Source organism: Neobacillus canaveralius (assembly GCF_047237705.1).
Classification (GTDB): Bacteria; Bacillota; Bacilli; order Bacillales; family Cytobacillaceae; genus Neobacillus; species Neobacillus niacini_K.
In genome coordinates this window covers 3,810,153-3,826,901 of the sequence record NZ_JBDFLL010000001.1, presented here as the reverse complement: position 1 = coordinate 3,826,901, position 16,749 = coordinate 3,810,153, and the positions used below count along the sequence as shown (strand labels likewise).

At 37.9% G+C, this 16,749-nt stretch carries 14 protein-coding genes; 12 read left to right on the top strand and 2 right to left on the bottom strand.

Features of this window, described 5'->3' with window-relative positions:
- Positions 1–50 precede the first annotated feature (50 nt).
- The 12 genes from pgmB (at position 51) to ABC255_RS19125 (ending at position 15,091) form a co-directional block, all read left to right on the top strand.
- Positions 51–713: a beta-phosphoglucomutase gene (pgmB, locus tag ABC255_RS19180; protein WP_412995999.1), complete on the top strand. Its 663-nt coding sequence runs from the start codon at positions 51–53 to the stop codon at positions 711–713.
- 4 nt (positions 714–717) lie between these two features.
- Complete coding sequence (locus ABC255_RS19175) at positions 718–2,448, top strand: glycoside hydrolase family 3 protein (RefSeq protein ID WP_412995997.1); 1,731 nt, start codon at positions 718–720, stop codon at positions 2,446–2,448.
- 159 nt (positions 2,449–2,607) lie between these two features.
- Positions 2,608–5,451, top strand: a complete 2,844-nt coding sequence (locus ABC255_RS19170; RefSeq protein WP_412995995.1) for an alpha-L-rhamnosidase — start codon at positions 2,608–2,610, stop codon at positions 5,449–5,451.
- Positions 5,452–5,579: 128 nt separating this feature from the next.
- A complete protein-coding gene (locus tag ABC255_RS19165) occupies positions 5,580–6,695 on the top strand; it encodes an alpha/beta hydrolase (protein ID WP_412995993.1) in 1,116 nt (371 codons plus the stop codon).
- 288 nt (positions 6,696–6,983) lie between these two features.
- A complete protein-coding gene (gene rhaD / locus ABC255_RS19160) occupies positions 6,984–7,814 on the top strand; it encodes a rhamnulose-1-phosphate aldolase (protein ID WP_412998591.1) in 831 nt (276 codons plus the stop codon).
- 87 nt (positions 7,815–7,901) lie between these two features.
- Positions 7,902–9,047 (top strand): iron-containing alcohol dehydrogenase, encoded by a 1,146-nt coding sequence (locus tag ABC255_RS19155; protein ID WP_412995991.1) that lies wholly within the window; start codon positions 7,902–7,904, stop codon positions 9,045–9,047.
- 130 nt (positions 9,048–9,177) lie between these two features.
- Complete coding sequence (locus ABC255_RS19150; protein ID WP_412995989.1) at positions 9,178–10,137, top strand: AraC family transcriptional regulator; 960 nt, start codon at positions 9,178–9,180, stop codon at positions 10,135–10,137.
- Positions 10,138–10,180: 43 nt separating this feature from the next.
- On the top strand, positions 10,181–11,506 hold the full coding sequence (brnQ, locus tag ABC255_RS19145) for a branched-chain amino acid transport system II carrier protein (protein WP_412995987.1): 1,326 nt from the start codon (positions 10,181–10,183) through the stop codon (positions 11,504–11,506).
- Between the two features lie 163 nt (positions 11,507–11,669).
- Complete coding sequence (locus ABC255_RS19140) at positions 11,670–11,915, top strand: hypothetical protein (protein ID WP_412995985.1); 246 nt, start codon at positions 11,670–11,672, stop codon at positions 11,913–11,915.
- Between the two features lie 93 nt (positions 11,916–12,008).
- Entirely contained in the window at positions 12,009–13,280 is a 1,272-nt protein-coding gene (kynU, locus tag ABC255_RS19135) for a kynureninase (RefSeq protein WP_412995983.1), read from the top strand.
- A 37-nt stretch (positions 13,281–13,317) separates the two neighbouring features.
- On the top strand, positions 13,318–14,166 hold the full coding sequence (gene kynA, locus ABC255_RS19130; RefSeq protein WP_412995981.1) for a tryptophan 2,3-dioxygenase: 849 nt from the start codon (positions 13,318–13,320) through the stop codon (positions 14,164–14,166).
- A 109-nt stretch (positions 14,167–14,275) separates the two neighbouring features.
- The gene (locus ABC255_RS19125) at positions 14,276–15,091 is read left to right on the top strand and encodes an alpha/beta hydrolase (protein WP_412995979.1); all 816 of its coding nucleotides are present in this window, start codon (positions 14,276–14,278) and stop codon (positions 15,089–15,091) included.
- On the opposite strand, the gene ABC255_RS19120 is transcribed toward ABC255_RS19125, so the two are convergent.
- Together ABC255_RS19120 and ABC255_RS19115 are read right to left on the bottom strand one after the other, a co-directional pair.
- On the bottom strand, positions 15,086–15,382 hold the full coding sequence (locus ABC255_RS19120) for a hypothetical protein (protein WP_412995977.1): 297 nt from the start codon (positions 15,380–15,382) through the stop codon (positions 15,086–15,088). The two genes, ABC255_RS19125 and ABC255_RS19120, sit on opposite strands and share 6 nt — an antisense overlap.
- 99 nt (positions 15,383–15,481) lie before the next feature.
- Positions 15,482–16,744 carry a cation:proton antiporter gene (locus ABC255_RS19115; RefSeq protein WP_412995975.1) on the bottom strand — a complete coding sequence of 421 codons (1,263 nt, stop codon included), beginning with the start codon at positions 16,742–16,744 and terminating at the stop codon, positions 15,482–15,484.
- Positions 16,745–16,749 lie beyond the last annotated feature (5 nt).

Below are 16,749 nucleotides of genomic sequence, written 5' to 3'. Positions count from 1 at the left end.
ATTGTAATAGGAAACGCTTACAGATTACTTGATTAGTAAGGATGGGAACTATGAAAATTTCAGCAGTAATATTTGATTTGGATGGGGTAATTGTATCGACGGATGAATTTCATTATCAAGCATGGAAACAAATTAGCGATCAGGAAAAAATATATTTTGATAGAGAAATAAATGAACGCCTTCGAGGGGTAAGCAGAATGGAAAGCCTCAATATTATTTTGAGCCTTTCTGAAAAAAGTTACTATGATACTGACAAGGAGCTTCTTGCTCAGCGAAAAAATGACATCTATTGTGAACTGCTTAACAAGTTGTCACCCAATGACATTTTACCAGGGGTTATCAATCTATTATTGAGTTTAAAAGCAAGAGATATAAAGATTGCAATCGGTTCTTCCAGTAAAAATACTCCCTTTATCTTAGAACAAATCGGGTTAGCTTCTAGTTTTGATAAAGTCGCTGATGGAAATAGCATTACGAATAGTAAGCCTGATCCCGAGGTTTTCTTACTTGCTGCTAAGAAACTTGGGGTTACACCAGAGGAATGTGTTGTGATTGAAGATGCGCAGGCAGGAATTGATGCTGCAATTGCAGCTGGAATGATTGCAGTAGGAGTAGGCACAGCAGCCTCTTGTGTTAACGCGCATTTGAAGTTGAAAGACCTATCCACTCTAAATATAGACAAATTAATAGAAGTTAACGAGATTAGGAGTTGAGATCATGATTAAAGTAAATGTTAACGACAAGCTAGCACACTTAAAAAACACCCCGTTTCTTCTAAACGATAAAGATATCCAGTGGGTAGAGGAAACCCTTGTATCTATGAACTTACATGAAAAAGTAGGGCAATTATTTTGTCCGATTGGCAGTTCGGATAAGAAGGAAGAATTAGAAGCATTTATTGAAAATTATCATCCAGGCGGGATTATGTACCGTCCAAATACTGGTGCCAAAATACAAGAAACGCATCGCTTGTTACAGGAGATTTCACCAGTCCCATTATTGATATCTGCTAACCTGGAAGCTGGTGGGAATGGTATTGCTACGGATGGCACCTATTTTGGAAAACAAATGCAGGTAGCTGCAACGGAAAATGAAGAAATGGCGTATAAGCTAGGAGTAGTAGCTGGCCGAGAAGGTCGTGCAGCAGGTTGTAACTGGGCTTTCGCACCGATCGTTGACATTGATATGAATTATCGCAATCCGATTACCAATGTAAGAACGTTTGGTTCTGATCCAAAAACAGTAGCTGGTATGGCTAAATCGTTTATGAAAGGAATTCATGAAAGCGGACTTGCTGCTAGCGTGAAACACTTTCCAGGTGATGGCGTAGATGACCGAGACCAGCATCTTTTACCGTCTGTTAATACGCTATCTACAGAAGAATGGGACCAGTCATTTGGTGTGGTTTACCAAGAAATGATTGATAGTGGTGCGAAATCAATTATGGCAGGGCATATCAAGCTTCCTGAATATTCAAGAAGCCTATTGCCTGGGATTGAAGATGAACATATCAAGCCTGCCACACTTGCACCTGAATTACTAAATGGCTTACTAAGAGAAAAATTAGGCTTTAACGGTTTGATTGTTACTGACGCTTCTCCTATGTTAGGGTTCACCGTTTCAGAAAGAAGAGAAATTGCGGTACCAAAGGCGATTGCTTCCGGCTGTGATATGTTCCTTTTTAATCGTAATATTAAAGAAGATTATGAGTTTATGATGAAGGGGATAGAAGCGGGAATCTTGACACTAGAAAGAGTGGACGAAGCCGTCACGAGGATCCTGGCCCTTAAAGCTTCTCTCGGTCTGCATGTTCAAAAAGAACAGGGCACGTTAGTACCGGGTGAAGAGGATTTATCTGTATTACAATGTGAAGAACATAAAGATTGGGCGCGAGAGTGTGCAGACCAATCCGTTACATTAGTAAAAGATACACAGAAATTACTCCCTATTAGTGCCGAGGAGTACAAAAGGGTTCGATTGTACGTATTAGGTGATCAAGAAGGAGGGCTCAAGGAAAGCGGTTCCGTAACCCAGCCGTTTGTTGACTCTCTTGAAAATGCTGGATTCCAAGTTGAACTTTACAATGACAAGCAGGTTAATTTTCAAGAATTGTTTATGAGTGTAAATGAATTCAAAGATAAATATGACCTTGTCATATACGTTGCGAACCTTGAAACCGCAAGTAACCAAACAACCGTTAGAATTAATTGGCAGCAGCCATTGAATGCGAACGCGCCATGGTTCGTAAAAGATATTCCAACTCTGTTTGTTTCAGTCGCTAACCCATATCACCTGCAGGATGTCCCTATGGTAAAAACCTATATCAATGCCTATTCTTCAAATGAATACGTAGTAGAGGCGATTGTTGAAAAAATCTTAGGAAAATCAGAATTTAAAGGGAAGAATCCTATAGACCCGTTTTGTGGGAAATGGGATACTAGATTGTAAATAAGAATAAGCACTCCATTTTTAGGATGGAGTGCTACTCCTATTTTTATCTTTAATTCGAGCACTGTACATCTTTCATTTCAATATTAAATTAAATAAAAGCGTTTGCTAAAATTAAATAAAATCTTGATTATTACTTATTGAGAGGATCATAAAAACATGAAAATTAAAAATTTGAAAACGAACCGTATCACAAATCCTTTGGGATTTGATTTAGGAAAGCCACGTTTATCATATGTAGCTTATGACACCACCGCAAAACAACAAACAGCTGCACAAATTCAAGTTTCACTTAATGAAGATTTTACCCATATCGTTTTTGATAGCGGTAAAAGTAAAGATATTGACAGTCTTGCATTTGAGTTGCCATTAAAATTAGAGGCTTGCACACGGTACTATTGGCGAGTAACTGTATGGGGTGATAATGGAGATGTTGCTACGAGTGATCCTGCTTGGTTTGAAACCGCAAAGTTAACAGAGTCTTGGAGTGCAAAATGGATTACCCCGGATTTAGAAAAGGACGTTCATCCGGTACTAAGCAAGGACTTTAACCTAACAGAGGAAATTGCTTCTGCACGTGCCTATGTTTGTGGTTTGGGTTTATATGAAATGGAAATTAACGGTGAAAAGGCTGGAGCTGAATACCTGACCCCTCTTTTCAACGCCTATGACAAATGGATTCAATACCAAACTTATGATATTACCGGATTAATTACAACAGGGCAAAACGCTGTTGAGGTATCTCTGGGAAATGGACTTTATAAAGGCCGTTTTGGTTTTGAAGGTGGACAAACTGAGATTTACGGGGACAAATTTGCCCTGGTATGTGAAATTGTCATCAAGCACACAGATGGGACGGAAACGATTATTCATTCCGATGATTCATGGAAAGCAAGAAAGAGCAATATCCTATTCAGTGGCATTTATGATGGAGAAATATACGATTCAAACTTGAGTGATGGAACTTGCTATGATGTAAAGGAAATCGATTTGGGCTATAACAGATTAAAAGCAAGATTGAGCCTTCCTGTAGTGGTAAAAGAAGAGTTAAAGCCAATTGAGGTGATCATTACTCCGGCAGGCGAAACTGTGCTTGATATGGGTCAAAACATGGTTGGCTGGGTTCAATTTAATTCCAAAGCACCAAAGGGATCAGAAATTGTCTTACAATATGCTGAACTTCTTCAGGAAGGTAACTTCTATCAAGACAATTTGCGTACTGCAAAGGCCGAGCATAGATACATTTCAAACGGAGAAGAAGCAACGGTAAGACCACACTTTACCTTCTACGGCTTTAGATATGTAAAAGTCTCTGGCTGGAGTGGCGAAGTTAATAAAGATGATTTTACAGGATGTGTCTTATATTCTGATATGGATCAAACCGGAAGCATTGAAACTAGTAATCCATTAGTGAATCGTTTATTCCTAAATGCATTATGGGGTCAAAAAGGGAACTTCTTGGATGTCCCAACAGACTGCCCGCAGCGTGATGAACGGATGGGGTGGACCGGGGATGCTCAAGTGTTTTCAGGAACTGCATCTTTTAATATGGATACCTATGCTTTCTTCAGTAAATACGGATATGACCTCGCTCAGGAACAAGACTCTTTAGGTGGAATGGTACCAATGGTTGTCCCTATGACAACGGTAAAAGGCGGCGGTTCTAGTGCTTGGGGAGAAGCAGCTACTGTCATACCATGGACTGCTTACCTTCACTATGGAGATAAAGCCATTCTAGAACAGCAATTCGACAGTATGAAGGGCTGGGTTGATTTTATCAAAAGAGCTGATGAAGCAACTGGCACTAAAAGGCTTTGGACGACCGGCTTCCATTTTGGTGACTGGCTGGCATTAGACGGAGATGATCCAAGTTCACCAATGGGTGGTACTGAAACTGCATTTATCTCTTCAGCCTATTATAGTTACTCCTCAATGCTTGTTGCAAAGGCAGCTAGGGTGCTTGGCAAGGATGAGGTCGCTCAGGAATATGAACAATTATCTAATGAGGTTAGAGCTGCAATCCAAGCAGAATATATTACTTCTACTGGTCGTCTTGCCTTGAGCACACAGACAGCATACGTTGTTGCCTTATTTATGGATCTTGTTCCTGAAGAACATAAAAACAGAATAGCAAATGATTTACGTGAAAAATTGAAAAAAGATAAGAATCATTTAAAAACAGGATTTGTCGGTACACCTTATTTGTGCAGAGTACTTTCAGAGACTGGAAATAATGATATCGCTTATACTCTTTTACTAAATAAAGATTATCCAAGCTGGTTATATGCCGTAACAATGGGTGCTACCACCATTTGGGAACGTTGGAACTCCGTATTACCGGACGGGAAGATTAGTGGAACGGACATGAATTCTCTTAACCACTATGCTTATGGTTCGATTGCAGAATGGATGTATCGTAATGTAGCAGGAATTAATCCTGTTGAAGATCAGCCTGGTTTTAGACAAGTTCGGTTGGCTCCACAGCCCGATTATCGACTAAAGTATGCAAAAGCGTCCTTAGATTCTGCAGCAGGCTTATACGAAAGTCAGTGGGAACTGAAGGAAGATGGTCAACTATCCTTTAAATTTGTCATTCCATTTAATGCTACAGCATCTGTGGAATTACCTGATGCAAAACTTGAAAATGTTCTATTGAATGGAAGTTCATTAAAAACTGCAGAAGTTCGTGCAGGTCAGCAAGATGAAAAGGTACATGTTGAAATAAACAGCGGAACATGGGAGTTTTTGTATACCCCGGAAGTAGAGTATATAAAGTACTACAGTACACAGCTGGCAGTTAGTGAATTGCTATCCAATGACGAAGTAAAAAATGTATTGACAGAGACTGCCCCTCAAGTTGCAGCTTTACCGCAGGATATGATCACTAAATTAGGTCATCAATCATTAAGAGAGTTGTCACATATGCCGTTCCTGCCAATTTCAAAAGAAGTTCTTGACGAGTTGGATATTCATCTAAAGAAAATTAAAGTAACTGTGTCATAGTAGGTATTTATGGGGATTGAGGCAACTCTTTCCCCCTTTTTGAAATCTTTAAGGCAAGTAATAGAAGGAGAAAATAAAGAAAGATAGAATACAAGAAATATATATAAATTCTCAAAGGAGAGGTGTAAATGAGAAAGTATGATGCAAATGCCATTGAAAAGCTTCAAAAAGGTGTTTCAATTATTGAAAATAACGGAATCCCAGTCATCCTAAAACCAAGTCCAGGCGAAGAAAGACCAGGATATCTAGACCCGATGGAATTAAGTCTAATGGGAGATCATTGGGCAGGAAGGCAAAATGGTGAGGAACCGGCAGAAATGCCGCCGATGGAAGTTTTAATTCCGATTATGAGGGAAAACATGGGTTTTCCTAATATTAATTTAAATACGGTAGAAATACACACAAAATATGAGGAAATAACTGAAAGTGGAAATACAGTTGGGTTATGGCGGTACTATCCAAGGAAATCTGAAAAAAATCGGAAACGACCTGCTCTTGTCTTTTTTCATGGAGGCGGTTGGATTGGAGGAAGTGTCTACACAGTAGAAAACGTCTGTAAATTAATAGCTGAGTTAGCAGATGCTGTAGTATTTAACGTTGATTATTCCTTAGCACCAGAAAAGCCGTTTCCCAATGGATTAAATGATAATTATTATGCAGTCAAACATGTATACGATCATGCAGAAGCCTATGGTATTGACCCAGAAAAAATTTCAGTTGCTGGAGATAGTGCAGGCGGAAATTATGCTGCAGCAGTTTGTTTAAAAGCAAAAGATGAAGGAACACCAAAGATTGCTATGCAGGTACTCATTTATCCATCTGTAACGAAGGCAGATGCAAAAGTTAAAGGATATGAGTGGAGCGAAGATTTCTTTGAAGTGTCTGAGGAGCACAAAGGCATTATAAAAAACGGATTACTATCACTTGGAAAACCATCAAAGTTTGAAGAAAACCTATTTTTAAGGGCATACATTTCTAATGAGGAAGATATTTATAATCCATATGTAAGTCCAATGCTGGCAGAGTCCCATGCAGGACTACCTAAAGCAATTTTGGTAGGAGCCGAATTTGACGGCTTGCGTATACACACAGAGTTTTATGCCAAACAGCTTCAGGAGGCGGGAGTCGATACCACATGTATTCGCTATAAAGGAATGACCCATGCTTTTATCGATAAATTAGGATTTGTTCCTCAGTCCGAAGATTTGTGTATTGAAATAGCAAATGCAATAAGGAAATTATAATAGATAAAATATCTCAAGCAGACCGCTATCGGTCTGTTTTTTCGTTGTTTATCCGGAAAAACACAAATCAAATTGTGACAAAGCTGTTAACAAAACAAAAGAAAACGAATACAATTGTGACTAAAATGTTAATAAAACAAAAACAAACAAAGATAATTTGTTATTTGTATGTTGATTTGTGTTTGTTTTGGGAGTATCATTACAGTATAAAGAATAAAACAAAAACCAATAAACTTAAAGACAGATAAAAACTAGGATTTTAATAAAAGGAGAGAAACCAAAATGAGTATGACAATGATTAAAGATGCAATATATTCTGCACCATTTTTACAAGAAATGTTAGAAACTACTTCGAATTTATATCGACTAGGCTGGGATGAACGCAATGGTGGAAATATCAGTTATTTATTACATGAATATGAAGTTCTTCCATACCTAAATGTTGATGATGTCAAAAGAACAGTAGCGATGAACTTTGATGCACCAGCATTAGCGGGTCGGTATTTCATCGTAACGGGCTCAGGAAAATATTTCAAAAATGTAAAAAGAGATCCAGCCAATAACTTAGGTCTGATTCGTATTGGAGCGGACGGTAAAAGTTATGAAATCCTTTGGGGATTTGAAGATGGCGGAGTGGCAACTAGCGAATTACCAACACATCTTATGAACCATATGAAGCGTTTAGCAGCTGATAAAAACCATCGAGTGATTATGCACTGCCACGCAACCAACCTAATTGCCATGTCATTTACTCATAGTTTAAAAGAAGAAGATTTTACAAAAACCTTATGGGAAATGTGTACTGAATGTCTTGTTGTTTTCCCTGAAGGTGTAGGGATTGTTCCATGGATTGTTCCAGGTACAAATGCCATTGGTGAAGCAACAGCTGAAAAGATGGAGGATGTCCGCCTCGTACTTTGGCCTCATCATGGAATCTTCGGCGCTGGTACCACATTAGATGAAACCTTTGGTCTGATTGAAACAGCAGAAAAAGCTGCTGAAGTATATACCATTGTTTGTGCCCAAGGCGGAAAAAAACAAACGATTACTGATGCTCAGTTGCAAGAGCTTGCAGATGCATTTGGTGTTGTTCCACGTAAAGGGATTTTGAATCTGTAATGGGTATTTAAAATGAAGGGACATAAAACGTCCCTTCATTTATAAATAAATTTGTGAAATAGTGAACATAAATAAGGAGGAAGAAGAATGAGTGTTTATTACGTTCCAAGTACAAATTTGTTTGGCAGAGGCTGTTTAAAGGAATTAGCTCCATTAGTAAGTGAACTAGGATTTACAAAAGCAATGGTGGTTACAGACAAATTTTTAAATCAAACAGGTGTAGCAGGTAAGATCCTTGCTGAGTTAGATTCTATTAATCTGGAATATATAGTTTATGATGATGTTAAACCTAATCCAACAATTGAAAATGTTTATGCTGGTGTCGATGTATTTAACACCAATGAATGTGATGTCCTTGTATCTGTTGGTGGTGGTTCCCCTCAAGACACTGCTAAGGCTGTTGGTCTTTATGTTACCAACGGAGGAGACCTTCGCGACTATGAGGGAGTAGGAAAAACCAAAAATAAGTCTGTTCCAATTATTGCGGTTAATACTACGGCAGGTACTTCTAGTGAATTTACCATCAACTATGTTATTACCGATAAAGAACGTGAAGTCAAAATGGTTATGGTTGACAAAAATAGTTTAGTAACCATTGCAGTCAATGACCCAGAACTAATGGTAGATAAACCAGCGGCATTAACTGCAGCAACAGGTATGGACGCTTTAACGCATGCGATTGAAGCGATTGTCACTCCAGGAGCTTATGCAGTTACTGATGCTACAGCCTTAGCAGCAGTAGAGATCATCTTTAATTACCTGCCGCGAGCCGTTAAAAACGGTCATGATATTGAGGCTCGTGAACAAATGACTTATGTTATGTTCCTAGGCGGAATTGCCTTTAACAATGCTGGTCTTGGTTTTGTTCATGCAATGGCTCACCAGCTTGGCGGGGTATATGACTTGCCGCATGGTGTTTGTAACGCAATGCTGCTTCCGATTGTTGAAAGAGAAAATGCCAAACGCGACCCTAGAAAATTCAGAGCGATTGCAAAAGCTGCAGGTTTTGAAGTGAATGGTAATACTGATGAGCAGTGTGCAAATGAAGTGATAGAGGCAATTAAAGCTTTATCGAAAGAAGTAGGAATACCTAGTAAACTCGCTGAATTAGGTGTTGATGAAGTGGACTTGGAAAAATTAGCTGTAAACTCATTAAAAGATGCTTGTGCACCAGGTAACCCATTCCAGCCTACAAAAGAAGAAGTCATTGAGATGTTTAAGGAAATTTTATAAAAAGAAATTTCTAAGGTGTGTTCCTGTGATAGGAACATACTTTTTTTATTCTAATCGCCTTAGGGAAATGGTATGATAATATCTTATTAAACAGCACTTTGTGATCCAAAACAGGAAATAGGTGAAAAGAGTGAACCAGGAACTTCTTAGCGAACTTTTACAACTGACAGATGAAGAGAAAGATATACTTGAACAGCAAACGAAAGTAAGTAAAAACCTATATACAAGCAAGACGAATTTTATTATTGAGAGTGAAAAATTCTTAAGTAAAGATAAGATGATAATGGTTCGGAAGCATACAAGATTTGTGGATTTCCCCTTACATAAACATGATTACATTGAGGTCAATTATGTTTATAATGGGGAATTGCAGCAGACAGTTGGGGGAAGACAGATTACCTTGAAAAAGGGTGAACTGCTGCTCTTAAATCAACATATTGAACATGAAATTAAAGCATGTGACAGAGAGGATATTGTTATTAACTTCATTATTCGTCCTACTTTCTTTGATTTTATTTTTTCCTATTTAAGTTCTGAAAACATTGTCAGCGATTTTCTTTTGAGCAGCCTCTACAATAATACACAGAATGGACAATTTCTCTATTTTAAAGTTTCTGAAGTAGAAGACATACAGGAATTGATAGGTAAAATAATCCACGAAATTATGTATCCGACGACTTTTTCAGAGTCTGCCATCAAGCTTTATATGGGGCTCTTTATGATTGAGTTAATAAAGAATTCTGATCGGGTAGAAAGAAAAGAAGAAGGGTCCATCACTCACTACTTGGTGGTGGAATCACTTAAATATATTGAGGAACACTACAAGGAAGCCTCTTTATATGAATTAGCAGAACAATTAAACCAATCACATTATGGTCTTAGTAAAACCATTAAAAAGGCAACTTCTCGAACATTTAAAGAGCTTCTCCAAGAAAGAAGGCTGGATAAGGCTAAAGAATTATTACAAGGAAGCGATTTGCCGATTACTATAATTGTTGAGCAGGTTGGCTATGATAACATTAGTTATTTTTATCGAATTTTTAAAGAGAAATATGGAAGAACTCCTAAAGAATTTAGAATGAATAAATGATATAATACAATAATATTTTTACATCATAAGGAGATACCACATCATGAATTTTTCTACAAAACAAGTTGTCTTTATTAGTTTTATGTTATTTTCTATGTTTTTTGGGGCAGGAAATCTAATATTCCCCCCATTCCTTGGTCAATCAGCAGGTGACCATTTAGGGGCTGCTCTTGCTGGCTTTATCGTGTCGGCAGTTGGGCTGCCGATATTAGGTGTAATTGCCGTAGCAAAGGCAGGTAGTTTAAATGAGCTGAATCTTAGAGTTCACCCTATTTTTGCTCTAGTATTTCCATTTCTAATATACATTGCAATCGGTCCAGGACTAGCGATTCCTCGGGCTGGGAGTCTTGCATTTGAAATGGGTGCTGCCCCTTTTTTGCCAGGAAATTTTGTTGAAAGTCCGGTCTCTTTATTGATCTACACTATTGTCTTTTTTGGATTAGCTGCTTGGTTAAGTATGTATCCTTCAAAACTGATTAGTCTTTTCGGGAAATTATTGACTCCTATTCTGTTAGCCCTTATTGCGATTATTTTTGTAAAGAGCTTATTTGATCCTATTGGTTCATTTGAATCACCGATCGGGAATTATCGGGAGAATCCAATGTTCCAAGGAATATTAGAAGGTTATTTAACAATGGATGCGTTGGCAGCCCTGGCATTTGGTATTGTCATTGCTAACACGCTGACAGCACAAGGAGTACTCGATTCAAAAAAGAAATCACGTTATATGATGTACGCAGGTTTGGGTGCTGGGTTGTTATTAGCGGTGATTTATCTTATTTTAGGATATTTAGGAGCTGCGAGTTCCTCTTTAGGACAAGCAGAAAATGGTGCCATTATTTTATCCAACATCATGACCTACCTGTTTGGACAAAATGGAACACTGCTATTAGGTATTGTCTTTACGCTGGCATGTTTCTGTGTATCGATTGGTTTAATTACATCATGCAGTCAATTCTTCTCCAATGCCATCCCAAAAGTCGCTTATAAAGTATGGGTGGTTATCTTAGCTGTTCTAAGTACTGCAATTGCGAATTTAGGATTAACGCAAATCCTGCAAATTTCAGTACCTATCCTTGGTATGATCTACCCGATCGCCATTGTTCTTATCTTCTTGGGGCTCTTTGATGATTTGATTAAAAGAAATTCATATATATACATCACTGTTATAGGCTTTGTTGCTCTATTCAGTATTTTGGACACAATTAATAAATCATTCCTAAATAACGTATGGAGCGAGGGATTTGAAATTCTTCCTTTCTATATAGAGGGAATCGGTTGGCTAACTCCTGCGGTAATGGGCTTAATTGTTGGCTATTTATTGGGAAGGGTAAAAGGTTCTTCATCTGTAACAAGAACAAATCCATAGTATTGTTTAAAAAAACGAGAAACCGAGTAATATGTGGTTTCTCGTTTTTTTATGTCTAAGGAAAATAAGTTCCTCATGAATTTTAAATTTGATTGATGATGAAATAGAACGTGCAGATATAGGAAGCATAAACTAGTGTATCAATATAAAAGGGTGTCATACCATGAGAAAGATTAGACAAGTACAACCCATGATTGGGCAGGCGTGGACGGGGAGACATGTGGTCTTGCTTCACTGTAAATCGAATAATCAACTAATTCACTTATATAAAAGCTACCACGCACCGATTGAGCCTCCGCGTGAAAACTGTGCAGAAACATTATCACAATTACTAAGTATCGGCTATCGGATTCATGCGATAACAGCCATATCACCTAATCAAATTCAATATTTTCTGGTTCTTGAATAAACGTAAGCCGCTTTAGTTATTAGAGCGGCTGTTTCTAATTTCCAACAGAGTATAATAGAATTAGAGAGACGATAAAGTAAGGAGTGGGTTAGTATGCTTTTGACCGAAAATGACGCAATACAATTAGACAGAAACGACAGTCTATCTAGATTCCGAGAAGAATTTTACATAAAACCAAAAACCATTTATTTAGATGGAAATTCATTAGGACTACTATCTAAAAGAGCAGAACGAACCCTCCTAGAATCTTTAAATGATTGGAAGGAACATGGAATTGATGGCTGGACTAAAGGGGAGCATCCATGGTTTTTTTTATCAGAAAGATTGGGAGTGATGATGGCACCCCTAGTTGGAGCCGAAGCTGACGAAGTCATTGTAACGGGTTCGACTACAGTAAATTTACATCAACTTGTTGCTACTTTTTATAAGCCGGCGGGAAAAAGGTCAAAAATTCTTGCGGATGAATTGACCTTTCCATCTGACATATATGCGCTTCAAAGTCAGCTTCGCATCCACGGTTTTGACCCAGATACCCATCTCATACGTATAAAAAGCCATGATGGCCGTTTTTTAGAAGAAGAGGATATTATAGAGGCTATGACCGATGAAATTGCCCTTATTATTCTGCCAACGGTACTCTATCGAAGCGGTCAAATCTTAGACATGAAGAGACTAACAGGTGAGGCGAATAAAAGAGGAATCCTTATCGGTTTTGATGGATGTCATTCCATTGGTGCTATTCCTCATTCATTTAGTGAATGGGGTGTTGATTTTGCCTATTGGTGTAATTACAAACATTTAAATGGTGGACCAGGTAGTGTAGGCGGATTGTTTGTAAACAAGAAACATTTTGGAAGTGCTCCCGGTCTGGCCGGTTGGTTTGGTTCTAAGAAAGAGAATCAATTTGATATGGAACATGCTTTAACACCTGCGGAATCGGCGGGTGCCTATCAAATTGGGACACCACATGTTTTAAGTCTGTCACCTTTACTAGGCGCATTAGAGATTTTTGCTGAAGCAGGAATTGAAAATATTCGCGAAAAGTCATTGAAAATAACTCGGTTCTTGATGGATTTGGTGGACCAAGAGTTATCCAATATGGGATTTAGGATAGGCAGCCCCGAAGAAGATTTACGTCGTGGAGGGCACGTGAGCCTTGAGCATAACGAGGCTGCTCGAATATGCAAAGCACTAAAAGAAAATGGCATTATTCCTGATTTCCGAGCACCTAATATTATACGTCTCGCTCCAGTAGCACTTTATACCTCTTATTGTGAGGTTTGGGAGGCAGTTGCTCTCTTAAAGAAAATAATGAGAGAAAAGCAATACGAAAATTTTAAGAATGAACGAGATGTTGTAGCATAATCGATAAAATGTACCATATTTTTGGGGGGCGGTAAACATGAAAACACCCGAAGAAAACAGGAAACCAGAATTAGAAAAAAACATTCAAACAGATTTCCAAAAAGCAATGTCCTACGGGGATTACCTTCATCTTGATAAAATTTTATCTAGTCAACATCGTCTTTCTAATCACCATGATGAAATGTTATTTATTATTATCCATCAAGCAAGTGAATTATGGATGAAATTAATACTTCATGAATTAGCGGAGGCGATTGAGTTTATCAGCCAGAACGATTTAGAACCATCCTTTAAAATTCTATCGCGTGTTTCGAGAATTCAGCAGCAATTGATTCAATCATGGAGTGTTCTCTCAACCCTAACACCATCTGAGTACTTGGAGTTCAGGGATAAATTGGGTCAATCTTCAGGATTTCAGTCCTATCAAAACCGCATGATTGAATTTGCTTTAGGTAATAAAAATGCTCATACTCTAGCAGTCTATCAGCATCAACCAGAACTATATAAAAAAATGCAGGAGGCACTCCATAAACCCAGTATTTACGATGCAGCAATTCATGTACTTGTTGCGCGCGGAATTCCTATCGATGAAGATGTCTTAAATCGCGATCTATCAAAAAACTTTGAACCCAATGTCAGTGTTGAAGGAGCATGGCTGACAGTCTACCGGAATGTTGATCAATATTGGGACTTATACGAGCTAGCTGAGAAATTAGTTGATATTGGACATCAACAGCAAATATGGCGCTTCAATCATATGAGTACAGTAGAAAGAATCATTGGTCATAAACAAGGAACAGGGGGATCATCAGGTGTAACCTACTTAAAAAGAGTTTTAGATCAGCACTTTTTTCCCGAACTTTGGAGCATAAGAACGAAGTTATAGAAAAATCCACCAATTAATGGTGGATTTTTCTATAAAAAACCTGCAATACAAATTTATTTTGTATTAAGATAGAATTAATTCAATAATTCTGAAAGAAAGGTGAGAGGATATGCTTCATGAAAAAATAAAGATAGAACATTCACATGATACCGCAACATTGTTCACATACATACTAGATAATTCGCCAGAGATAGATGCAAACCGAAAAAGACCGATGATTGTCATATGTCCAGGAGGCGGATATCAATTTACATCAGAACGAGAGGCCGAACCAGTGGCTATCCGCTTAAACGGAATGGGATTTCATGCATGTGTCTTAAAATACAGTGTAAAGCCCGCGGTATTCCCAACCGCACTTTGCCAATTGGCGAAAGCAGTCGGTAAGGTACGAGACCATGCAGACGAGTGGAATGTAGATATCAATAAAATAATTGTTCTCGGCTTTTCAGCGGGAGGCCATTTGGCAGCAAGCCTTGGTGTATTCTGGGACAAGGAGTTTTTAGCCGAAGAGCTTGAGTACTCGAAAGAACAAATTACTCCAAACGGTTTAATCCTTTGTTATCCAGTCATTACATCAGGGCAAAATGCACATCGTGGTAGTTTTGAAACATTATTAGGAGATAAGTGCCAAGATGATGAAACTCTAGACTTGGTATCATTAGAGAAACAGGTTACAGCTACTACACCTCCAACTTTCTTATGGCATACGTTTGAGGATATAGCCGTTCCTGTTGAAAATAGTTTTAAGTTTGCAGAAGCACTTTTAAAAATTAGAGTTCCTTTGGAAATGCATATTTACCCAAAAGGGGGCCATGGATTGTCCCTGGGAACAGATGAGACGAAAAGGGTAGATAATGAATCACACCTACAGCCTGAAATAACGAATTGGATTGATATGGCAGGTCGCTGGGTAAAAGGACTATAATTTTTTGCTTAAAAGAAAAATACTTACTGCTAAAGTAATCACAGAAATAAACTTACTTACAAGAATCAAATAACTAATCGTTTGTGATCCCAGATTAATATGAGGAAGTTTTATTAAAGTGTAAACGATAAGAATTCCAAACAGCAGGATGGAATATGCATGTTTATATGAAGTGTTAATGATGATACATCCTCGTTTATCTTCTTTTTTATTGATAAGAAAAATAATCTGATAGGACATAACTAATAATAAAAGATACGTTAACAGGATGATAGCCAACTCAATGGTCAACGGAAATCCTCCTTAACTCCTTTTTTTGTCCGTAAAATATAATTGAAAAAAGCTAACAAAATGGTGATTTTAGTCCATTTTGTTAGCTTTTTCACATATTTAAAGACCAGGACTATTCTCATTTTCATTTTGAGATTTAGGAATAGAGATTTTCTTTTTCACTGATTTACCTTTTTCCCACTTGAAAATTTTATTTAGAAATTGATAGATATTTTTAGACTCTTTCGTTAACAATGGCCCAATAATAGCCAATATTAATACATAAACAGCGGTAAATGGTTTTAGGATCGGCAGTAATCCTCCCGCAAGTCCCAAGTTAGCAACAATGATTGAAAATTCACCTCTAGAAACGATTGTTAATCCGATGTTGGAGGAAGCTTTATAAGACAATCCAGCTTTTCTCCCGGAAATCATCCCAGCTACAAAGTTACTAATAATTGTTAATATTACTGCACCGACAGCAAGCCAAACGGCTCCGCCTAAACTGAAGGGGTCAATACTTAATCCGAAGCTGAAGAAGAAGATTGCTCCAAAGAAATCTCTAAAAGGGATGACTAAATGTTCTATGCGTTCGCGATGTTCCGTTTCAGAGAAAACTAAACCTAACAATAATGCGCCAATGGCCTCGGCAACATGTAGTTTTTCTGAAAATCCTGCGATAAAAAATAAAGACGCGAAAATGACGAGGATAAATATTTCATTAGATTTAATGTTTAATAGTTTATTAAGAATAGGTGCCCCTTTTCGAGCAATAACAAAAAAGAGAATCATATATCCAAGTGAAATGAGGACGGAAAGGATTGTTCCTCCAATAGTGGTCGAGCCGCCTAGCAATAGACCGGACATGATGGAGAGAAATAAAGCTAGGAAAATATCATCAAATAAAATGATACCTAAGATTAATTCTGTTTCTGAATTGGCTGTTCTTTTTAGATCGACAAGCACTTTGGCGACAATGGCACTTGAGGAAACACTTAGGAGACCTGCAATGATTAAGGTTTCCATAATAGGAAAGCCAGTAGCGAAGCCGTAAGCTATACCTAAAGTAAAATTAAGTGCTACATAAATGGAACCGCCTATCACAATCGATCGTCCCGAACGAACTAATTTTCCTACTGAGAATTCAAGACCTAAATAAAATAGTAAAAATAGAACGCCAATTCGACCGAAAAACTCAATAATTTCAGAGCTTTCAATGAAGGTGAGATCAATAATACCGATTTGAGGGGCATGCGGACCAACTGCCATCCCTAAGAGGATGAGAAACGGGATGATCGAAAATTTCAACTTTCCTGCTAATACTGCTGTAAGTGCAACTAATACTAATGCGGTACCGACTTCAAAAACTAAATGATTCGTCACAAGTA